The sequence below is a fragment of the Serratia sp. SCBI genome (genome assembly GCF_000747565.1).
Taxonomy (GTDB): domain Bacteria; phylum Pseudomonadota; class Gammaproteobacteria; order Enterobacterales; family Enterobacteriaceae; genus Serratia; species Serratia ureilytica.
The window spans coordinates 3,916,241-3,935,541 of record NZ_CP003424.1 but is presented as its reverse complement, the minus strand read 5'-3'; the positions used below and the strand labels follow the sequence as shown (position 1 = coordinate 3,935,541).

The following is a 19,301-nucleotide window of genomic DNA, read 5'->3' as shown; positions in this document are numbered from 1 at the left end:
CCCTCATCCCTTAGCAGATTTTTTGTTTGCCGCCAGATAAATGGTATTATCTGTACGTTTTATGTCTTACAGGAAATGATATGCCCCAGATCAGTCGGTCTGCATTAGTGCCGTTCAGCGCCGAGCAGATGTATCAGTTGGTTAACGATGTTCATTCTTATCCCGATTTTCTGCCAGGCTGCACCGGCAGCCGGGTGCTTAACGCTACCTCCAACGAGATGACCGCCGCGGTGGACGTCGCCAAGGCCGGTATCAGCAAGACCTTCACCACCCGCAATACGCTGCTGGATAACCAGAGCATCAATATGCAACTGGTCGATGGTCCGTTCCGCAAGCTGATGGGCGGCTGGCAGTTCACGCCGCTGAGCGAAGAGGCCTGCAAGGTGGAGCTGCACCTGGACTTCGAGTTCACCAACAAACTGATTGAGCTGGCGTTCGGCAAGGTGTTCAAAGAGCTGGCGGGCAGCATGGTGCAGGCATTCACCCAGCGGGCGAAAGAGGTCTACAGTGTCTGACATCCAGGTCGAGGTGGTGTACGCCTTGCCGGAGCGGCAGTACCTGCGCAAGGTGAAGCTGGCCGAGGGCAGCAGCGTCGAGCAGGCGATTCAGGCTTCAGGCCTGCTGGAGCTGCGCCAGGATATCGATCTTAAAAGCAATAAAATCGGCATTTACAGCCGCCCGGCCAAGCTGGGCGATACGCTGAACGATGGCGACCGGGTGGAGATTTACCGGCCGCTGATCGCCGATCCGAAAGAGCTGCGCCGGCAACGGGCAGAAAAGGACAAAAAAATAAGGCGCTTATAGCGCCTTATTTTTTTATCTGAAACTGATTTTCTCTTCCGCGTTGCAGCCTGCGACTGTCATGAGGAACACCATGCCCCCTCATGGGCCGGAAGAGCGGGCAGCGCCGATTACTTGGTCAGCGCCGGTTTGTTCTGGATGTCGGTCAACACGCCTGCGCTGTCGAAGGTCAGCGTCAGCGTCTGCTGGGTGATATCTTCATGGCCAGGCTGCTGGCGGAACACATAGAACCACGTCTGAGTTCCGAACGGGTCTTGCAGCATTGGGGTGCCCAATGTGTAAGCGACCTGTTGTTGGGTCATCCCTTTCTGAATTTTCGCCACGTCGGTCGACGTCAGGTAGTTCCCCTGGTTGATGTCAGGACGATAAACCACCTTTTCAAAAGTAGAACAGCCTGCAGTCAGCATCACAAGAACTACAGCGGCGGCAGTCAGCGTTTTACAGCGCATAGTAATCACATTCCTTTAGGGCATAGGATGCCGATGATAATAGACCTTGCGGCAGTTGGAAACCTTTATACCCTTCATCTTTCACGTTGCGACGCATTGGCTTTCCTTTAGCACCTCAAGCGCTTGGCCTTTTTCAGGCTGTTGAGATGGCTTTGGATCACCGCCGCGCCGCACTTTAGATATTTCTCGGGCCAACAGCGTCACTGTCAGACCGCAGGAAAGTGAAAAAGTTGAGCTTTTTTATGCCGCCAGCAGTTCTTTGGCGTTCGCCAACGTATTGCGGGTGACTTCGCTGCCGCCGAGCAGGCGCGCCAGCTCCTGCAGCCGGGCGCGTTTATCCAGCGGCGCCATCTGGGTTTCGGTAACCGTGCCGTCGGTCTGCTTGCTGACGAACAGGTGCTGATGCCCGCATCCGGCCACCTGCGGCAGGTGGGTGACGCACATCACCTGGGTGGATTCGCCGAGCTGGCGCAGCAGGCGGCCGACGATGGCGGCGGTCGGGCCGCTGATGCCCACGTCCACCTCATCGAAGATCAGCGCCGGGGTTTCCATCTTGCGGGCGGTGATCACCTGAATGGCCAGCGCGATGCGCGACAGCTCACCGCCGGAGGCGACCTTCGCCAGCGGCTGCAGCGGCTGCCCCGGGTTGGTGGAGACGCAGAACTCGGTGCGGCTGGCCCCTTCGACGCTCAGGTGCTGCGGTTCGAAGCGCACGTCGATGTTGAATTTGCCGTGCGGCATGGAGAGCGCCTGCATGCTGTCGGTGATTAGCGTGGTCAGCTCGGCGGCGTAGTGCAGGCGTTTCTGGTGCAGCTCTTCCGCCAGCGCCAGCGCCTGCTGGTGATGCAGGGTAACCGCCTCGTTCAGGTGCTCATGGTCGCTTTCCTGCTGAGACAGCAGCTGCTGTTCATCCAGCAACTGCTGATGCAGCTGCGGTAGCTCTTCCGGCGCGACTTGGTGTTTGCGCGCCAGGCTGATTTGACGCGACAGGCGCTGTTCCAGCTCGTGCAGGCGATTGGGATCGAGATCCATGCGATCGGCGTAATGGCGCAGTTCGTCGCTGGCTTCGCTGATCTGGATAGAGGCCTCTTCCAGCATGTCCAGCAGACCGCTGAGCTTATCGTCCAGCCCGGCCAGCTCAAGCAGCAGGTGTTTGGCGCTGTAAAGCTGGCTGAGCATGTTGTTCTCGTCGCTGTCGGCCAGCAGCTGCAGCGTTTGCTGGCTGAGGGTCAGCAGCTGGCCGCTGTTGGCCAGGCGCTTGTACTCGGCGTCGATCTGTTCGAACTCGCCGGCCTGCGGCGCGAATTCGTTCAGCTCTTTCAATTGGTATTGCAGCAGCTGCTTGCGCGCTTCGCGCTCGATGGACTGCTGCTGATGGTGCGCCAGCTCGCGGCAGCTCTGATGCCAGCGTTGGTAGGCCTGGCTCATCGCTGCCAGCAGGGCGGGTTCGTCGGCATAGGCGTCGAGCAGCGCTTTTTGGTGCTCCGGCTTGAGCAGCAGCTGATGGGCGTGTTGACCGTGGATTTGGATCAGGCGTTGCCCCAGCTCACGCAGCTGCGACAGCGGCACGGCGGTGCCGTTGATAAAGCCGCGCGAACGGCCGTCGGCGTTGATCACCCGGCGCAGCAGGCATTCGTTGCTGTCGTCCAGCTGGTTTTGCTCCAGCCACGCGCGCGCGGACGGGGTGTCCGCCAGCGAGAAGCGGGCGCAAATGTCGGCACGGGCGGCTCCCAGGCGCACCACGTTGCCGTCGGCGCGGTTGCCGAGGCACAGCCCCAGCGCATCGATGGCGATGGATTTGCCGGCGCCGGTTTCACCGGTGATCGCCGTCATGCCCGGTTGAAAATCGATTTCCAACTCACGAACGATAGCAAAGTTGCTGATGGTTAATTGCGCCAGCATGGGAACCTTCCTGTGTATAAATACATAACTGTAGTTTCATACAGTATAAACTGGTTTTATATACAGTAAAGTGGCCGATGCAGATTTTAGAATAATTTTTTCGACCAGCCCAACTTGGTGCTTAACGTGTTGAAATAGCTGTAGTCCTTCGGATGAATCAGGTTCAGATGGAAGTTGCTGCGGCGGATCAGCACTTCTTCGCCTTCCTGGATCGGCAGTGCGATCTGGCTGTCGCAGCTGATCTCTAGATCGCTGCCGATCTGCGAGAATTTCAGGCGGATGGTGCTGTCGCCGTTGATCACCAGCGGCCGGGCGGAAAGGGTGTGCGGGAACATCGGCACCAGCGCGATCGCCTCCAGCGACGGGGTGAGGATCGGCCCACCGGCGGAGAGCGAGTAGGCGGTGGAGCCGGTCGGCGTGGCGATGATCAGGCCGTCCGAGCGCTGCGAGAAGGCGAAGCGATCGTCGATATACACCTCGAATTCGATCATGTGCGCCACTTTGCCGGGGTGCAGCACCACTTCGTTGATGGCGGTGCTGATGCGGCACTGCTGGTGCTCTTTATGCACGATGGTTTCCAGCAGGAAACGCTGTTCGTCGATGTACTCGCCTTCCAGCACGTCCGCCAGCTGCTGCAGGGCGTTGTCGGGATCGAGATCGGTGAGGAAACCGAGGTTGCCGCGATTGACTCCGATTACCTTGATGTCGTAGCGCGCCAGCACGCGCGCGGCGCCGAGCATGTTGCCGTCGCCGCCGACCACCACCGCCAGATCGGCGCGCTGGCCGATATCCGCCAGGCTGCCGGTGACGGCGTCTTTCAGCCCCAAATCATGGGCGATTTGGCGTTCGACCATCACCGAATAGCCACGGGCGACCAGCCAGTGGAACAGCATCTCGTGGGTTGCCAGCGCTGAAGGGTGACGCGGGTGGCCAACAATGCCAATACAGGCGAATTTTTTATTCATTTGTTGTGATTTTCCTCACCGGGACCCGTTTATGCCCCACATTGTGACCGGTTGACTTGAAACCCCGGTTTTGATCCCCATAATAAGCCAAGTTGCGAGATTAATGCTAAAACGCGGAGATATTCATGAGTAGTAAAGAACAGAAGACGCCAAACGAGCAAGTCTCGGAAGAAATGGAACAACACGCTCATCACGAGGATACGCTGCCGGAAGCGGCGGAAGGCGTCGATCTGCGCGATGCGCGTATCGCCGAACTGGAAGCCCAACTGGCGGAAGCTCAGCAGCACGAGCGCGACAGCCTGCTGCGCGCCAAAGCGGAAGCGGAGAACATCCGTCGCCGCGCCGAACTGGACGTCGAGAAAGCGCACAAGTTCGCCCTGGAGAAATTCTCCGGCGATCTGCTGCCGGTGATCGACAACCTGGAGCGCGCGCTGGATCTGGCGGATAAAAACAATCCGGAACTGGCCGCGATGATCGAAGGCATCGAGCTGACGCTGAAATCGCTGCTGGACGTGGTGCGCAAGTACGGTATCGAAATCGTCGGCGACGTCAACGTGCCGTTCAACCCGGAAGTGCATCAGGCGATGAGCATGATGGAATCCGCCGATCACCAGCCGAACCACGTGATGATGGTGATGCAGAAAGGCTATACGCTGAACGGCCGCCTGCTGCGTCCGGCGATGGTCGCGGTCTCCAAAGCCAAGGCGTAATCGCCCCGGCAACGGCATAAAGAAAGGCACCCGAGGGTGCCTTTTTTGTCTCTGGACTACGCCTGCGGCAGGCGCGGCATCCAGTCGATCGGCGTGAGCCCTTGCTGCTCCAGCAGCTGATTGGCCTGCGAGAAGTGGCGGCAGCCGAGGAAACCGCGGTGCGCGGAGAGCGGCGACGGGTGCGGCGCTTTCAGCACATGGTGGCGGTTGCGGTCGATAAAGTTGCCTTTCTTCTGCGCGTGCGAGCCCCACAGCAGGAACACCACGCCTTCGCGGTTCTCGTTCAGGGCGGCAATCACCTTATCGGTAAAGGTTTCCCAGCCCAGGTTGGCGTGCGAGTGCGCGCGGCCGCCTTCCACCGTCAGCACGGTGTTGAGCAGCAGCACCCCCTGTTCGGCCCAGCTTTGCAGGTAGCCGTGATCCGGGCGCTCGAAACCGGGAATGTCGGTCGCCAGCTCTTTATACATGTTCACCAGCGACGGCGGCGCCGGCACGCCGGGGCGCACCGAGAAAGAGAGGCCGTGCGCCTGATTGGGGCCGTGGTAGGGATCCTGGCCGAGGATGACGACTTTGACGTCCGCCAGCTCGGTAAAGCGGAACGCGTTGAACACGTCTTTCTGCGGTGGATAAATGGTCTTACCGGCCTGGCGCTCAGCGGCAACAAAGGCGAGCGTTTCAACAAAATAGGGCTGCTCTTTCTCTTTGCCGATCACGTCATGCCAGGTGAGGGAGGTGGCCATAAACGCTCTCCTTTGTTTTCTTTAGCAATTCATGGGCTATAGCTTACCGTGTCGGCCCGCGCAGCGAAACCCGCTTTTCATTTCTCGCCGCCGTTTGTAATGCAATTATTTTTGAAAATTTACAAAAATAATTGTTTTTTAGCGCGACGGGAAAATTGATATAAAACATAAATTTGCCCCTTCACGCCTTGTGCCTACCCGGTAAAAATTGACTTTAATCAAAGAACTGGCCCGGTCAGGCTGGTATACAGAACAACAAGACAACAATGGTTTTACCAAATGGCCGAAACCAGAATTGGGTTTTCTCACGATGTGAATTTTTACGCCCTTGTACGGAGGCAACATAATGATTACCGGTATTCAAATTACCAAAGCGAACGACCAGGCGCTGGTGAATTCTTTCTGGCTGCTGGACGATGAAAAAGCGGAAGCTCGCTGCGTGTGCGCCAAGGCCAACTACGCGGAAGATCAGGTTGTCGCGGTCAGCGATCTGGGCCAGATCGAATACCGTGAAGTGCCGCTGGAAATGCAGCCGACCGTGCGCGTGGAAGGCGGCCAGCACCTGAACGTCAACGTGCTGCGTCGCGAAACCCTGGAAGACGCGGTCAAGCATCCGGAAAAATACCCGCAGCTGACCATCCGCGTGTCCGGCTATGCGGTGCGTTTCAATTCCCTGACGCCGGAACAGCAGCGCGACGTTATCGCCCGCACCTTTACCGAAAGCCTGTAATCGGCGGCGCAGTCAATCAGGGAGCTTCGGCTCCCTTTTTGCGCTTGATGGCCGAAAACTGAAGGCGGATCACATTCTGCACAAAGATAAGCATTCCTGATACAGAACTCATCCGACCTGCCGATAGCTAAATCAGCACCTATTCAGGTGCTAAATAAAAAAGTCTATCGACAAGGAGTCGGCATGAGTATGCCTTTAAGTTTTACCTCTGCAGTATCCCCGGTGGCCGCGATCCCTACACCTCGCGCCGCTGCCGAAACGGCGACGGCATCGCAGCCTGCGGCAGCGCCGGCAAATCCGGCGCCGGTGGCCACCCCTTCTCAGAATACGCTGAACGCGCAGAACCTGTTGAATACGCTGGTCGGCGATATCTCTGCGGCGGCGCCGACGGCGGTTGCGCCGGGCGTGACCCGGGGGCAACAATCTCAGGAAGGCGATTATGCGTTGGCGCTGTTGGCCAAGGACGTTTACTCGCTGAACGGCCAGGGCGCCGCCGGGTTCAACCGTCTGAGCGACAGCGCGTTGCTCGGGTTCGGCATCGATCCCGCCAGCCTGCACGACGCGGGCAGCGGTTTCCAGGCCGGGATTTACAGCAACGACAAGCAGTATGTGTTGGCGTTCGCCGGCACCAACGACTGGCGCGACTGGCTGAGCAACGTGCGACAGGCGACGGGTTATGACGATGTGCAGTACAATCAGGCGGTTGCCGCCGCCAAAAGCGCCAAGGCCGCCTTCGGCGATGCGCTGGTGATCGCCGGTCATTCGCTCGGCGGCGGTCTGGCGGCCACGGCGGCGCTGGCGACCGGCACCGTCGCGGTCACCTTCAATGCGGCCGGGGTGTCGGATTACACCCTGAATCGCCTGGGGATCGATCCGGCGGCGGCGAAGAAAGACGCCGAAGCCGGGGGCATTCGCCGTTACAGCGAGCAATATGACATGCTGACCAGCACCCAGGAATCGACTTCGCTGATCCCGGACGCCATCGGCCACAACATTACCCTGGCCAACAACGATACCCTGACCGGCATCGATGACTGGCGGCCGAGCAAGCATCTGGATCGCAGCCTGACGGCGCACGGCATCGACAAGGTGATAAGCTCGATGGCGGAACAAAAGCCGTGGGAGGCGAAGGCCAATGCCTGAAGGGCGTCGCTTGCGGCGGGCGCTGGCGATAGCCTTACTGGCGCTGGTCGCGGTGACCGGTTTACTGATGATGGCTAAGGAGCAACAGATGGGGCAGGAGATTTCACCGTTTGACGGCCGCAGCAACCAGGCGCTGGCTCAGGCGGTGGCGCGCGGCGATGCGCAGGGCATCCATGCGCAGGCTACGCAGGATCGCTTGCGCGAACGGGGCGATCGGCAGGTCACGCTGTTGCAGTGGGCGGTGCTTTCGCAGCAGCCGGCCAGCGTGCAGGCGTTGCTGGATCTCGGGGCCGACCCGTCGGTAGCGGGGCTGGACGGCAACAGCGCGCTGCACACCGCGGCGATACTGCAAGACGTGCAGTATCTGCGGTTGCTGCTGGCTGAAGGGGCGCAGGTGAACGTGCGCAATGCCGTTACCGGCGCCACGCCGCTTGCGGCGGCGGTGCTGGCCGGGCGCGAGGAGCAACTGCGGTTGTTGCTGGCGGCCGGGGCGGACACCACCCTGAGCGATCGGCTGGGGGATACCCCGCTGCATCTGGCGGCGAAGATCAACGCGCCGCATCTGGCGCTGTTGCTGTTGCAGGCCGGGGCCGATGCCCAGGCGCGCAATCAGCAGGGTTATGCGTTCCAGTTTTATTTCTCGCAAACGCCGGCGCATTTGCAGAATGACGAGCTGAAGGCGCAGTTCCGCGAGCTGGATAAATGGCTGCAGGGGCGCCGCCTGGCCACGCATTACGCGCAGCAGTAAACGCCCATAAAAAAACCGCCTGTACAGGCGGTTTTTTCTTAGGCAGCGGTGGTTATTCTGCGTCGCCGGCCGGTTTGGCCTTCGCCTGACGGCGTTTTCCGACGTTTTTGGCGTCGCGATGGCGCACTTTCACCTTGGCCTTCTCTTTGTTCTTCGCTTTATCTTCCGCGCGTTTGGCCAGCACTTTCTTCGATGGCTTGCCGTTGCTCTTCTCGTTCGGCACCTTGGTTTTCGGCCGCAGTTCGTCGATCACGCGCGCTTTCAGCGGCTCGTTCAGGTAACGGCCCACTTTGCCCAGCAGCAGATGGTCGTGCGCTTCCACCAGCGAAATGGCGGTGCCTTTGCGCCCGGCACGGCCGGTACGCCCGATGCGGTGCAGGTAGGTATCCGCAGTGCGCGGCATGTCGAAGTTGAACACGTGGGTGATATCGAGGATATCCAGGCCGCGCGCGGCAACGTCGGTGGCCACCAGCACGTTAACCCGGCCATCCATCATGCGTTTGACCGCTTCGTTGCGTTTGGCCTGCACCATCTCGCCTTCGAGATAGCAGGTGTTGATGCCCGCTTCGCGCAGCCAGGTGGCCAGCTCATGCACGCGCTCGCGCTTGCGCACGAAGATCACCGATTTCTGCACGTCCGGCTGCTTCAGCAGGTGGATCAGCAGCGCGGTTTTGTGCTGCACGTCATCGGCGCGATAGTACCATTGCAGGATCTTTTTGCGTTCGCGGCGCGACGGATCGGCTTCCACTTCCACCGGCTCTTTCAGGATGCGCTCGGCGAATTCGCGGAGCGCTTCGCCTTCCAGCGTGGCGGAGAACAGCAGCGTCTGGTTGCGCCAGCGTGTTTCGGCGGAGATGGTTTCGATGTCCTGCGCGAAGCCCATATCGAGCATGCGGTCGGCTTCGTCGAGGATCAGGGTCTCCACCGCGCGGCAGTCGAAGTTCTCTTCTTTAATGTATTGCAGCAAGCGGCCGGTGGTGGCGACCACCACGTCCTGGTTTTCGCTGAACACTTCCGCGTGGTTCATGTAAGCGACGCCGCCGGTGATGGTGGCGATATCCAGCGAGGTATGAACAGCCAATTCACGCGCCTGGTCGGCGACCTGCATCGCCAGTTCACGCGTTGGCGTCAGGATCAGCACGCGCGGCGGGCCGGATTTCTTGCGTGGAAAGTCCAGCAGGTGCTGCAACACGGGCAGCAGGAAGGCGGCGGTTTTGCCGGTGCCGGTCGGAGCCGAACCTAAGACGTCGCGCCCGTCCATCGCCGGCGGGATCGCAGCGGCCTGAATGGCGGTGGGGCGATCGTAGCCTTTGTCGCGCAGCGCGTCGATCAGGCGATCATCGAGTTCGAGTTCGGAAAAAGTGGTTGCTGTCATGGTCTACCTCTACTTGGGGCGCCGATTATAGACGGGTTGGCCGCGATCTTCACCTATTTAAGCGGAAAGCCGCTCTTTTCCCGCCGATCAGATTGCCTTATGCTACGCCAGTTTTATAGCCAGGTGGTGAGTGTGAGCAAGCGATCGAAAGCCGATTTTACCCCGCGCCGCGGGGGTTTTACCTTTAAACAATTCTTTGTCGCCCACGATCGTTGCGCCATGAAAGTGGGCACCGACGGGGTGCTGCTCGGCGCCTGGGCGCCGCTGGGGCAGGCGCGCCGGGTGCTGGACATCGGCAGCGGCAGCGGGCTGATCGCGCTGATGCTGGCGCAGCGCAGCGGCGACGAAGTGACCATCGACGCGGTGGAGCTGGATGAAGCCGCCGCCGGCCAGGCGCGCGAAAACGCGGCGGAATCGCCGTGGCCGCAGCGCATCCGCGTGCATGCGCAGGATATTCACCATTATGCGCAGCAGCATGCCGCTGAGTATGATCTGATCGTCAGCAATCCGCCTTATTTTGAGCCGGCGGTGGCCTGCCGCGACCAGGCGCGCCACAACGCGCGCTACACCGAAACCCTGACGCACGAGGCGCTGTTAGCCTGTGCAGTACAGCTGCTGGCGGAACAGGGTATGTTCTGCGTGGTGCTGCCGCACGACATCGGCGCCGAATTCGAACGCCTGGCGCAGCAAAGCGGTTGGCACACGGCTGCGAAAGTGAACGTCAGCGATCGGGCCGATACGCCGCTGCACCGGGTGTTGCTGGCGCTGACGCGGCGGGAAACGCCGCTGCGGGAGCAGGCGCTGGCGATCAAGCAGGCCGACGGCAGCTATACCGACGATTTCCGCCGGTTGATCACCGACTTCTACCTGTTCTACTGAAAAGAAAAGGGCGCCGATTAGGCGCCCTGTCGCAGAGTTTAAGGCTGCAAAATGGTCGGCAGTGCTTCCGGCAGCAAATCCGGGTAGTCCAGCGTGTAGTGCAGGCCGCGGCTCTCTTTGCGCGCCATGGCGCTGCGCACGATAAGCTCGGCCACCTGCACCAGATTGCGCAGTTCCAGCAGGTTGTTGGAGATGCGGAAGTGAGCGTAGTACTCGTCGATTTCCGCCTGCAGCGTGTTGATGCGGCGCAGGGCGCGCTCAAGGCGCTTGGTGGTGCGCACGATGCCGACGTAATCCCACATGAACAGCCGCAGCTCGTGCCAGTTGTGTTGAATCACCACCCGTTCGTCCGCATCGTCCACCCGGCTTTCATCCCAGTGCGGCACCTGTTTGGCCTGCTGGATGAACGGCAGGCGCTGCAGAATGTCTTCCGCCGCCGACCAACCGTAAACCAGGCACTCCAGCAGCGAATTCGACGCCATGCGATTGGCGCCGTGCAGGCCGGTGTAGCTGACCTCGCCGATGGCGTACAGCCCGTCGAGATCGGTGCGGCCGTGCTGATCGACCATCACGCCGCCGCAGGTGTAGTGCGCCGCCGGGACGATGGGGATCGGTTGCCGAGTCAGATCGAAGCCCAGCGTCAGCAGCTTTTCGTAGATCATCGGGAAATGCTGGGTGATGAACTCCGCCGGCTTGTGGCTGATGTCCAGGTACATGCAGTCGGCGCCCAGGCGCTTCATTTCATGGTCGATGGCGCGGGCGACGATATCGCGCGGTGCCAGTTCGCCGCGCGGATCGAAATCCGGCATAAAGCGGCTGCCGTCCGGGCGCTTCAGGTAAGCCCCTTCGCCGCGCAGCGCTTCGGTCAGCAGGAAGTTGCGCGCCTGTGGGTGGAACAGGCAGGTCGGGTGGAACTGGTTGAACTCCAGGTTGGCGACCCGGCAGCCGGCGCGCCAGGCCATGGCGATGCCGTCGCCGGAGGAGATGTCCGGGTTGGTGGTGTATTGGTATACCTTGGCCGCGCCGCCGGTGGCCAGCACCACCGTTTTGGCGCGGTAGGTTTCCACCCGCTCGAGCTCGCGGTTCCAGACGTAAGCGCCCACGACTCGGCGGGTGCCCGGCAGGCCGATTTTGTTCGAGGTAATAAGGTCAACCGCGTTGCGGCGTTCCATCACGCAAATATTGGGGTGAGCGCTTGCTTTCCCCACCAGCGTGGTCTCTACTTCCTTACCGGTAGCGTCCGCGGCGTGCAGGATGCGGCGATGGCTGTGGCCGCCTTCGCGCGTGAGGTGATAATGCGCCTCGCCCTGCGCGTTGACCTCGGTGTCGAACAGCACGCCCTGATCGATCAGCCACTGCACGCAGTGGCGCGCGTTGCCGGCGATGAATTCGACGGCCTCTTTGTCGCACAGGCCGGCGCCGGCAATCAAAGTGTCATCAACGTGTGAGGCAATGCTGTCCGTCTCATCGAACACCGCGGCGATCCCGCCTTGGGCGTAAAAGGTGGCCCCCTCGCTGAGCGGCCCCTTGCTGAGAACGGTAACCTTGCAATGCTGCGCCAGGCGCAGCGCCAGTGACAGGCCCGCAGCGCCGCTGCCGACGATCAGTACATCGCTAACATGTTCAGATGATGGTTGCATAACGTATGATGTGTGCAGAAGAAGAGTGAATTTCATGTTAGCCTAACTGTCCGGGCAAAAGCCACGGATAGGGTGACATCAACAGAAAAAACAATGGCGATATGGAACTTCGTGTTCTATATGAACTCCAAGCGAGTGCTTGCTCAGGAAAATAATGTATGGCTGGCAGTACAATTTTACGCGTGGAGACGGATTTGGGGAGAGTTTACCTCGGATGAGCGAGCAGTTAACGGATCAAGTTCTGGTTGAGCGGGTCCAAAAGGGCGACCAGAAATCGTTTAACCTACTGGTAGTGCGCTATCAGCATAAGGTGGCGAGTCTCGTTTCCCGCTATGTGCCGCAGGGCGATGTGCCCGATGTGGTGCAGGAGTCGTTTATCAAGGCCTATCGCGCACTGGAATCGTTCCGTGGCGACAGCGCTTTTTATACCTGGTTGTATCGAATCGCCGTGAACACGGCAAAGAATTATCTGGTTGCTCAGGGGCGCCGTCCGCCATCCAGTGATGTGGACGCCAACGATGCGGAAAATTACGAAAGTGCGGGCGCACTGAAAGAAATTTCGAACCCTGAGAACTTAATGTTGTCAGAAGAGCTGAGACAGATAGTTTTCCGTACCATTGAGTCTCTCCCTGAGGATCTTCGCATGGCGATTACCCTGCGGGAGTTGGATGGTCTAAGCTACGAAGAGATAGCCGCCATCATGGATTGCCCGGTCGGAACCGTACGTTCGCGTATTTTCCGCGCCCGGGAAGCTATCGATAATAAAGTTCAACCGCTGATCCAGCGTTAGCAATGGCGGGCACAGGAAGGGTACTTAGGCATGCAGAAAGAAAAGCTTTCCGCTCTGATGGATGGTGAATCGTTCGACAGCGAGCTGTTGAGTTCTCTGTCGCAAGATCGAACGCTTCAGCAAAGCTGGCAGAGCTATCACCTGATACGTGACACACTGCGGGGTGATATCGGACAAGTGATGCATTTCGATATCGCCGATCGCGTCGCCGCTGCACTTGAGAAAGAACCTGCCCGGCTGGTGCCTTCCGCCGTTCAGGAATCTCAGCCGCAGCCTCACACCTGGCAGAAAATGCCGTTCTGGGACAAAGTGCGTCCTTGGGCGAGCCAGATTACGCAAATCGGCATGGCGGCCTGCGTGTCGCTGGCGGTCATCGTTGGCGTGCAGCACTACAACCAGCCTTCTGCGTCATCGAACGCGTCCGAATCGCCGGCCTTCACCACGCTGCCGATCATGGGCCAGGCCTCACCGGTCAGCCTGGGCGTTCCTGCCGACAGTTTCTCCACCGGCAGCGGCCAACAGCAGCAGGTGCAGGAACAGCGTAAGCGTATCAACGCCATGCTGCAGGACTATGAACTGCAACGTCGCCTGCATTCGGATCAGCTGCAGCTTGAGCAAAGCAATCCGCAACAGGCTGCCATTCAGGTTCCCGGAACTCAGTCTTTAGGAATGCAACAGCAGTAATGAAGCAAATCTGGTTCTCCGTTTGTTTATTGACGGGCAGCCTGCTCTATTCCAGCATCGCCCCGGCGCAGCCGACTGCGTCCGGGGCGTTATTGCAACAGATGAGCAGCGCCAGCCGTTCTCTCAATTACGAGCTCGCCTACATCAGCATCAGCAAGCAGGGAATCGAGTCGTTGCGCTATCGCCATGCGGTGATCGGCAACGTGCCGCTCGGCCAGCTGTTGCACATGGACGGCCCGCGCCGCGAAGTGCTGCAGCGCGGCGGCGGGATCAGCTACTTCGAACCCGGCCTGGAGCCGTTCACGCTCACCGGCGATCACATCGTCGATGCGCTGCCGGCGATCGTTTATGCCGATTTCACCCGCCTGGCCAAGTACTACGACTTTATCTCCGTGGGCAGCACCCGCATCGCCGATCGGCCGTGTGAAGTGCTGCGCGTGGTGGCGCGCGACGGTTCCCGCTACAGCTACATCGTCTGGATGGACGAGGACACCAAGCTGCCGCTGCGGGTGGATTTGCTCGATCGCGACGGCGAAACGCTGGAGCAATATCGGGTGATCTCCTTCGCGGTCGGCGCCGACGTGCAGGGCGCGATGCAGGGGCTGCTCAAAGCCAACCTGCCGCCGCTGCTGTCGCTGCCGGCGGTGGAAAACGTCCAGCTGAGCTGGAGCACCGGCTGGCTGCCGGCGGGGGTAGACGAGGTGGCGCGCAACCGCCGCAAATTGCCTAACGTCGCCGTGCCGGTTGAATCCCGCCTTTACAGCGACGGCTTGTTCAGCTTCTCGGTCAACGTCAGCCCGGCGGGCAGCGGAGCCGGGCAGCAGTACTACCGTCAAGGGCGCCGCACCATCCAGACCGAAGTGCGCGCGGGCAACGAAATCACGATTGTGGGCGAATTGCCGCCGGCGACGGCCAAACGCATCGCCGACAGCATTTCTTTCAAGGTATCGCCGTAATGATGAAAGAGTGGGCCACGGTGGTTTCGTGGCAACAGGGCGTAGCGCTGCTGCGCTGTGAACCCAAGGCCGGCTGCGGCAGCTGCACCGCGCGCTCCGGCTGTGGCGCGCGTGCGTTGAACGAGCTGGTGCCGGAAACCGAGCATCAGCTGCAGGTGCATATCGATCAGCCGCTCGAGCCGGGGCAGCGCGTCGAGGTCGGCATCGCGGAAGGCAGCCTGCTGCGCTCCGCCATGCTGGTTTACCTGACGCCGCTGCTGGGCATGATGCTGGGTGGCGCGTTATTGCAATATTGTTTCGGCAGCGACGCCTCGGCGGCAGTCGGCGCCGTACTGGGCGGCGGGGTGGCCTTTATGCTGGCGCGCCGCTTGGCCCGACGTCTGGGCGAGCAGGCCGACTATCAGCCGGTGGTGCTGCAGATTGGCTTACCGCCTACCGCACTGCGCATGCAGGCGGAAAACTCCCCGCTGATTTAAACCGACGGCCGCGTCATCGCCGGGTTGTGATAGGCGGGGATGCGGTTGTGGATCATATGTTCCAGCAGCGCGATGAACAGATCGGCGCTGAGCAGCGAATCATCGTTGATAGCGAACAGCACATTGCCCTGGCCGTCGAATAAGCGGATGCCGCGCTGCGGATGATTTTCCAACGCGCGGATCTGCTCGATAGGCACGTTGCCCCGTTCAGTGGTCAGCAGGGTGGCGCTCAGCCGCAGCGTTTCGGTCGGCGTGCCTTGCCGTTTGCCGAGCAGCAACTGCCACAGCCAGCGTGCGTCGCCCTCAACCGTGTGAAACGACACCGTCTCCCCCTGATAGAGCGCGTTCAACGCCAATGGCCCGCGCTGCTGCAGCTGCTGATCGACGATCACATCCGCCAGTCGCCACGAATGGGCGACATTGCTGAAGACCGTGCACCAGGGCTGATCCGCGCCGGCGCGGAACGCCGTGACGTCAAACAACCCGCCAAAAGCCTTGCCGCCGCGAAAGCGATAGATGTCGCCGATTTTCTCAAACGGAATGAAACGCTCTTTGTGATGGTGGCCGTCAAAGACCCGCACGCCGTGCTCGTAGAGCCGATACGTCAACACCGGGCGCAGGTAATGCCGCAGCGCCAGCAGCGTACAGCCGAGTAAAATTGTGCCCGCGCCGGCCTGCAACAGCGTGATGACGTCATTCTCATCAATGCTGCTCAGCAGCGGCAGCACCAACAGCGCCGCACCTACGCTGAACAGCAGCGCCGCCGCCGCCAGAATGCCCCAGTTGACCTTCGAAAAATCGTGCCGGCTCAGCATTTGCCCTTTATCGATCATAATGCACCTTCCAATCAACGTACGCAGATATGCTGGTGAACCCCGGTGGGCTGCCGATGTAGTGCCCGGAATAATGTTTTGTCGCGGAGTTCATGCCCTTTCTATCCGAGGGACGGTGGTGGCGTATATGGGGTTTTTCCTAAAGGATGTGGGGCAAAATCGAATTCTAAGAGGTTGATCCAAATATTCTTTTTCGATAATTTCAGAAGGGGTTTATTGCGCTGCGGCCGGTTATGTATTAGCGCCGGAGTTTGACGGCCACGGAGCACCTGCAAGCCTTGGGTTCAGGCCGTATAGCCCGTGTTAACATCTGTTTTCATCAGCCGGGGCGCCCTGTAACATTTAGCTGCGCATAATAGAATGCCTTCACTGCACCGATCGCTAGGTTTTCAGTGGTGTGGCATGTAGAATGCAGCGATTCAGGTGCAAGACGGCCTAACCCATTCACTGTCGCTTTAGGTCCATGCGGGTTTCTATAGGCGAGTAATTCAGAAATACCAAGGCAGAAAAACTTTTATAATGAAGCATATACGAAATTTCTCCATTATTGCCCATATTGACCACGGTAAGTCGACGCTGTCTGACCGCATTATCCAAATTTGCGGTGGCCTGTCCGACCGTGAAATGGCTGCGCAGGTGCTCGATTCCATGGATCTGGAGCGCGAGCGCGGCATCACCATCAAGGCGCAGAGCGTCACGCTGGATTACAAGGCGCTGGATGGGCAGACCTATCAGCTTAACTTTATCGACACCCCAGGCCACGTTGACTTCTCCTATGAAGTGTCCCGCTCGCTGGCGGCCTGCGAAGGCGCGCTGCTGGTGGTGGACGCCGGCCAGGGCGTAGAAGCCCAGACGCTGGCCAACTGCTACACCGCGATCGAAATGGATCTGGAAGTGGTGCCGGTGTTGAACAAAATCGACCTGCCGGCCGCCGATCCGGATCGCGCCGCGCAGGAAATTGAAGATATCGTCGGCATCGACGCCACCGATGCCGTGCGCTGCTCGGCCAAAACCGGCGTCGGCGTGCCCGACGTGCTGGAGCGCCTGGTGCGCGACATTCCTGCGCCGCAGGGCGATCCGGATGCGCCGCTGCAGGCGCTGATCATCGACTCCTGGTTCGATAATTACCTGGGTGTCGTGTCGCTGGTGCGCGTCAAGAACGGGACGCTGCGCAAGGGCGACAAGATCAAGGTCATGAGCACCGGCCAGGTGTACAACGCCGATCGTTTGGGCATTTTCACGCCGAAGCAGGTCGATCGCGACGTGCTGAACTGCGGCGAAGTGGGCTGGCTGGTCTGTGCGATCAAAGACATCCTCGGCGCGCCGGTGGGCGATACCCTGACGCAGGCGCGTCAGCCGGCGGATAAAGCGTTGCCGGGCTTCAAAAAAGTGAAGCCGCAGGTGTACGCCGGTCTGTTCCCGATCAGCTCCGACGACTATGAATCTTTCCGCGATGCGCTGGGCAAGCTGAGCCTTAACGACGCCTCCCTGTTCTACGAACCGGAAAGCTCCACCGCGTTGGGCTTCGGCTTCCGCTGCGGCTTCCTTGGTCTGCTGCACATGGAGATCATTCAGGAGCGTCTGGAGCGTGAATACGATCTGGATCTGATCACCACCGCGCCGACGGTAGTCTACGAAGTGGAAACCACCGGCAAAGAAGTGATCTACGTCGACAGCCCATCCAAGCTGCCGCCGTTGAACAACATCCAGGAACTGCGCGAGCCGATCGCCGAATGCCACATGCTGATGCCGCAGGAATACCTGGGCAACGTCATCACCCTGTGCGTTGAGAAACGCGGCGTGCAGACCAACATGGTCTACCACGGCAACCAGGTGGCGTTGACCTATGAAATCCCGATGGCGGAAGTGGTGCTCGACTTCTTCGACCGCCTGAAGTCCACGTCGCGCGGTTATGCGTCGCTGGATTACAACTTCAAGCGCTTCCAGGCCTCCGACATGGTGCGCGTGGACGTGCTGATCAACAACGAGCGCGTGGATGCGCTGGCGCTGATCACCCACCGCGACAACTCGCAGTATCGCGGCCGTGAATTGGTGGAAAAGATGAAAGATCTGATCCCGCGTCAGCAGTTCGACATCGCGATTCAGGCGGCGATCGGCACGCACATCATCGCGCGCTCCACCGTGAAGCAGCTGCGTAAAAACGTGCTGGCGAAATGCTACGGCGGTGACGTCAGCCGTAAGAAAAAGCTGCTGCAGAAACAGAAAGACGGTAAGAAACGCATGAAGCAGGTCGGCAACGTCGAGCTGCCGCAGGAAGCGTTCCTGGCCATTCTGCACGTCGGTAAAGACGGCAAGTAACCGCGACGAGTTCGCGAAACGAGGGAGTTTGCATGGCGAATATGTTTGCCCTGATCCTGGCGTTGGCCACTCTGGTCACCGGGATCATCTGGTGCTTCGAGCGCTTTAAATGGGCGCCGGCCCGCCGCGCGAAGATTGCGGCGGTCAACGAGCAGACCGCGGGCGCAGTAGACGATAAAACGCTGGCGAAAGTGGCTAAGCAGCCAGGCTGGGTAGAGACCGGGGCATCGGTCTTCCCGGTGTTGCTGCTGGTCTTTGTGGTGCGCTCGTTTATTTACGAACCGTTCCAAATCCCGTCCGGCTCAATGATGCCGACGCTGTTGATTGGCGATTTCATTCTGGTGGAGAAATATGCTTACGGCATTAAAGATCCGATAACCCAGACCACGCTAATTGAAACCGGTCATCCGAAGCGCGGCGATATTGCGGTATTTAAATATCCGCTGGATCCGAAGCTGGATTATATCAAGCGCGTGATTGGCCTGCCGGGCGACCGTATTACTTACGATCCGGTGAATAAGCGCGTTACGGTGCAGCCGTCGTGCAACAGCGGGCAGTCCTGCGATACCGCGCTGGCGGTCACCTACGCCGACGCGCAGCCGAGCGACTTCGTACAGCTGTTCAGCCGCAGCGGCATGGGCGAGGCCAGCAACGGTTTCTACCAGATCCCGCTGAATGACACCGTGCCGCAGGGCGGCATTCGTCTGCGTGAACGTCAGGAGAGCCTGGGCAACGTGACGCACCGCATCCTGACCGTGCCGGGCACGCAGGATCAGGTGGGCGCTTACTACCAACAGCCGGGCAAACCGCTGGCGGAGTGGGTGGTGCCGGCCGGGCATTACTTCATGATGGGCGACAACCGCGACAACAGCGCGGACAGCCGTTACTGGGGCTTTGTGCCGGAGAAGAATCTGGTGGGTAAAGCCACGGCCATCTGGATGAGCTTTGAAAAGCAGGAAGGCGAGTGGCCTACCGGCGTGCGTTTCAGCCGGATTGGCGGCATTCATTAATCGCTGATTTATTCCCTGTCAATTTCACGCCGCAGCCTGCTGCGGCGTGAAAGATTAAGGGGATATAAACACAGCATTATGTTTCCACTCGTTGTAGAATACTTTCTCGAGCGATAAAAGTTGGCTCCTGCTGGGAGCCACTGCAAACGAA

20 protein-coding genes are annotated in these 19,301 nt (G+C 59.8%); 13 read left to right on the top strand and 7 right to left on the bottom strand.

All coding sequences use genetic code 11. The annotated features are described in order from the left end of the window. Positions 1-80: 80 nt before the first annotated feature. Together SERRSCBI_RS18445 and SERRSCBI_RS18440 are read left to right on the top strand one after the other, a co-directional pair. Positions 81-515 carry a type II toxin-antitoxin system RatA family toxin gene (locus SERRSCBI_RS18445; RefSeq protein WP_004929096.1) on the top strand — a complete coding sequence of 145 codons (435 nt, stop codon included), beginning with the start codon at positions 81-83 and terminating at the stop codon, positions 513-515. After that, the gene (locus SERRSCBI_RS18440; RefSeq protein WP_042785230.1) at positions 508-804 is read left to right on the top strand and encodes an RnfH family protein; all 297 of its coding nucleotides are present in this window, start codon (positions 508-510) and stop codon (positions 802-804) included. The genes SERRSCBI_RS18445 and SERRSCBI_RS18440 overlap by 8 nt, the downstream gene beginning before the upstream one ends. Before the next feature lie 107 nt (positions 805-911). On the opposite strand, the gene bamE is transcribed toward SERRSCBI_RS18440, so the two are convergent. The 3 genes from bamE to nadK all read right to left on the bottom strand — a co-directional run bounded on the left by bamE (position 912) and on the right by nadK (position 4,117). Beyond that, complete coding sequence (gene bamE / locus SERRSCBI_RS18435) at positions 912-1,250, bottom strand: outer membrane protein assembly factor BamE (RefSeq protein ID WP_004929101.1); 339 nt, start codon at positions 1,248-1,250, stop codon at positions 912-914. Positions 1,251-1,490: 240 nt separating this feature from the next. Continuing rightward, a complete protein-coding gene (gene recN / locus SERRSCBI_RS18430) occupies positions 1,491-3,152 on the bottom strand; it encodes a DNA repair protein RecN (protein WP_042785229.1) in 1,662 nt (553 codons plus the stop codon). 86 nt (positions 3,153-3,238) lie between these two features. Further along, entirely contained in the window at positions 3,239-4,117 is an 879-nt protein-coding gene (gene nadK / locus SERRSCBI_RS18425; RefSeq protein WP_004929107.1) for an NAD(+) kinase, read from the bottom strand. Positions 4,118-4,242: 125 nt separating this feature from the next. Here nadK and grpE point away from each other — a divergent pair, with 125 nt between their 5' ends. Then, positions 4,243-4,827 (top strand): nucleotide exchange factor GrpE, encoded by a 585-nt coding sequence (grpE, locus tag SERRSCBI_RS18420; protein WP_025159545.1) that lies wholly within the window; start codon positions 4,243-4,245, stop codon positions 4,825-4,827. 56 nt (positions 4,828-4,883) lie between these two features. Here the strand turns inward: grpE and ung are convergent, their stop codons facing one another. Next, a complete protein-coding gene (ung, locus tag SERRSCBI_RS18415; RefSeq protein ID WP_004929112.1) occupies positions 4,884-5,567 on the bottom strand; it encodes a uracil-DNA glycosylase in 684 nt (227 codons plus the stop codon). 346 nt (positions 5,568-5,913) lie between these two features. Between ung and grcA the strand changes: the two genes are divergently transcribed. The 3 genes from grcA (at position 5,914) to SERRSCBI_RS18400 (ending at position 8,188) form a co-directional block, all read left to right on the top strand. After that, positions 5,914-6,297 carry an autonomous glycyl radical cofactor GrcA gene (grcA, locus tag SERRSCBI_RS18410; RefSeq protein WP_004929114.1) on the top strand — a complete coding sequence of 128 codons (384 nt, stop codon included), beginning with the start codon at positions 5,914-5,916 and terminating at the stop codon, positions 6,295-6,297. A gap of 183 nt (positions 6,298-6,480) precedes the next feature. Then, positions 6,481-7,440, top strand: a complete 960-nt coding sequence (locus SERRSCBI_RS18405) for a DUF2974 domain-containing protein (protein ID WP_033644128.1) — start codon at positions 6,481-6,483, stop codon at positions 7,438-7,440. Continuing rightward, positions 7,433-8,188 carry an ankyrin repeat domain-containing protein gene (locus SERRSCBI_RS18400; RefSeq protein ID WP_042785228.1) on the top strand — a complete coding sequence of 252 codons (756 nt, stop codon included), beginning with the start codon at positions 7,433-7,435 and terminating at the stop codon, positions 8,186-8,188. The genes SERRSCBI_RS18405 and SERRSCBI_RS18400 overlap by 8 nt, the downstream gene beginning before the upstream one ends. A 52-nt stretch (positions 8,189-8,240) precedes the next feature. On the opposite strand, the gene srmB is transcribed toward SERRSCBI_RS18400, so the two are convergent. Further along, the gene (gene srmB / locus SERRSCBI_RS18395; protein WP_042785227.1) at positions 8,241-9,563 is read right to left on the bottom strand and encodes an ATP-dependent RNA helicase SrmB; all 1,323 of its coding nucleotides are present in this window, start codon (positions 9,561-9,563) and stop codon (positions 8,241-8,243) included. A 99-nt stretch (positions 9,564-9,662) separates the two neighbouring features. Between srmB and SERRSCBI_RS18390 the strand changes: the two genes are divergently transcribed. After that, positions 9,663-10,442 carry a tRNA1(Val) (adenine(37)-N6)-methyltransferase gene (locus SERRSCBI_RS18390; RefSeq protein WP_042785226.1) on the top strand — a complete coding sequence of 260 codons (780 nt, stop codon included), beginning with the start codon at positions 9,663-9,665 and terminating at the stop codon, positions 10,440-10,442. A gap of 38 nt (positions 10,443-10,480) precedes the next feature. On the opposite strand, the gene nadB is transcribed toward SERRSCBI_RS18390, so the two are convergent. Then, positions 10,481-12,082, bottom strand: coding sequence for an L-aspartate oxidase (gene nadB / locus SERRSCBI_RS18385; RefSeq protein ID WP_197752444.1), 1,602 nt, complete (start codon positions 12,080-12,082; stop codon positions 10,481-10,483). A gap of 214 nt (positions 12,083-12,296) precedes the next feature. On the opposite strand from nadB, the gene rpoE reads away from it, so the two are divergent. Genes rpoE through rseC form a run of 4 tightly spaced genes read left to right on the top strand, consistent with a single transcriptional unit; the run spans position 12,297 to position 14,988 of the window. Further along, entirely contained in the window at positions 12,297-12,872 is a 576-nt protein-coding gene (gene rpoE, locus SERRSCBI_RS18380) for an RNA polymerase sigma factor RpoE (RefSeq protein WP_004929136.1), read from the top strand. 30 nt (positions 12,873-12,902) lie between these two features. Beyond that, entirely contained in the window at positions 12,903-13,556 is a 654-nt protein-coding gene (gene rseA, locus SERRSCBI_RS18375; protein WP_033644125.1) for an anti-sigma-E factor RseA, read from the top strand. Continuing rightward, on the top strand, positions 13,556-14,512 hold the full coding sequence (gene rseB / locus SERRSCBI_RS18370; protein WP_025303948.1) for a sigma-E factor regulatory protein RseB: 957 nt from the start codon (positions 13,556-13,558) through the stop codon (positions 14,510-14,512). The genes rseA and rseB overlap by 1 nt, the downstream gene beginning before the upstream one ends. Further along, a complete protein-coding gene (gene rseC / locus SERRSCBI_RS18365) occupies positions 14,512-14,988 on the top strand; it encodes a SoxR-reducing system protein RseC (RefSeq protein ID WP_033644124.1) in 477 nt (158 codons plus the stop codon). Before rseB ends, rseC begins: the two co-directional genes overlap by 1 nt. On the opposite strand, the gene SERRSCBI_RS18360 is transcribed toward rseC, so the two are convergent. Next, positions 14,985-15,821 (bottom strand): hypothetical protein, encoded by an 837-nt coding sequence (locus SERRSCBI_RS18360; protein WP_033644123.1) that lies wholly within the window; start codon positions 15,819-15,821, stop codon positions 14,985-14,987. The two genes, rseC and SERRSCBI_RS18360, sit on opposite strands and share 4 nt — an antisense overlap. Before the next feature lie 519 nt (positions 15,822-16,340). Between SERRSCBI_RS18360 and lepA the strand changes: the two genes are divergently transcribed. Next, positions 16,341-18,140, top strand: coding sequence for a translation elongation factor 4 (gene lepA / locus SERRSCBI_RS18355; RefSeq protein WP_019452315.1), 1,800 nt, complete (start codon positions 16,341-16,343; stop codon positions 18,138-18,140). A 32-nt stretch (positions 18,141-18,172) separates the two neighbouring features. Next, positions 18,173-19,150: a signal peptidase I gene (lepB, locus tag SERRSCBI_RS18350; RefSeq protein WP_042785224.1), complete on the top strand. Its 978-nt coding sequence runs from the start codon at positions 18,173-18,175 to the stop codon at positions 19,148-19,150. Positions 19,151-19,301: the final 151 nt, after the last annotated feature.

Bases quoted from the DNA above. Each gene is read 5' to 3' on its own strand.
- SERRSCBI_RS18445 (WP_004929096.1), top strand. From the start codon at position 81: ATGCCCCAGATCAGTCGGTCTGCATTAGTGCCGTTCAGCGCCGAGCAG.
- bamE (WP_004929101.1), bottom strand. From the start codon at position 1,250: ATGCGCTGTAAAACGCTGACTGCCGCCGCTGTAGTTCTTGTGATGCTG.
- recN (WP_042785229.1), bottom strand. From the start codon at position 3,152: ATGCTGGCGCAATTAACCATCAGCAACTTTGCTATCGTTCGTGAGTTG.
- nadK (WP_004929107.1), bottom strand. From the start codon at position 4,117: ATGAATAAAAAATTCGCCTGTATTGGCATTGTTGGCCACCCGCGTCAC.
- grpE (WP_025159545.1), top strand. From the start codon at position 4,243: ATGAGTAGTAAAGAACAGAAGACGCCAAACGAGCAAGTCTCGGAAGAA.
- ung (WP_004929112.1), bottom strand. From the start codon at position 5,567: ATGGCCACCTCCCTCACCTGGCATGACGTGATCGGCAAAGAGAAAGAG.
- grcA (WP_004929114.1), top strand. From the start codon at position 5,914: ATGATTACCGGTATTCAAATTACCAAAGCGAACGACCAGGCGCTGGTG.
- SERRSCBI_RS18405 (WP_033644128.1), top strand. From the start codon at position 6,481: ATGAGTATGCCTTTAAGTTTTACCTCTGCAGTATCCCCGGTGGCCGCG.
- SERRSCBI_RS18400 (WP_042785228.1), top strand. From the start codon at position 7,433: ATGCCTGAAGGGCGTCGCTTGCGGCGGGCGCTGGCGATAGCCTTACTG.
- srmB (WP_042785227.1), bottom strand. From the start codon at position 9,563: ATGACAGCAACCACTTTTTCCGAACTCGAACTCGATGATCGCCTGATC.
- SERRSCBI_RS18390 (WP_042785226.1), top strand. From the start codon at position 9,663: ATGCTACGCCAGTTTTATAGCCAGGTGGTGAGTGTGAGCAAGCGATCG.
- nadB (WP_197752444.1), bottom strand. From the start codon at position 12,082: ATGCAACCATCATCTGAACATGTTAGCGATGTACTGATCGTCGGCAGC.
- rpoE (WP_004929136.1), top strand. From the start codon at position 12,297: ATGAGCGAGCAGTTAACGGATCAAGTTCTGGTTGAGCGGGTCCAAAAG.
- rseA (WP_033644125.1), top strand. From the start codon at position 12,903: ATGCAGAAAGAAAAGCTTTCCGCTCTGATGGATGGTGAATCGTTCGAC.
- rseB (WP_025303948.1), top strand. From the start codon at position 13,556: ATGAAGCAAATCTGGTTCTCCGTTTGTTTATTGACGGGCAGCCTGCTC.
- rseC (WP_033644124.1), top strand. From the start codon at position 14,512: ATGATGAAAGAGTGGGCCACGGTGGTTTCGTGGCAACAGGGCGTAGCG.
- SERRSCBI_RS18360 (WP_033644123.1), bottom strand. From the start codon at position 15,821: ATGATCGATAAAGGGCAAATGCTGAGCCGGCACGATTTTTCGAAGGTC.
- lepA (WP_019452315.1), top strand. From the start codon at position 16,341: ATGAAGCATATACGAAATTTCTCCATTATTGCCCATATTGACCACGGT.
- lepB (WP_042785224.1), top strand. From the start codon at position 18,173: ATGGCGAATATGTTTGCCCTGATCCTGGCGTTGGCCACTCTGGTCACC.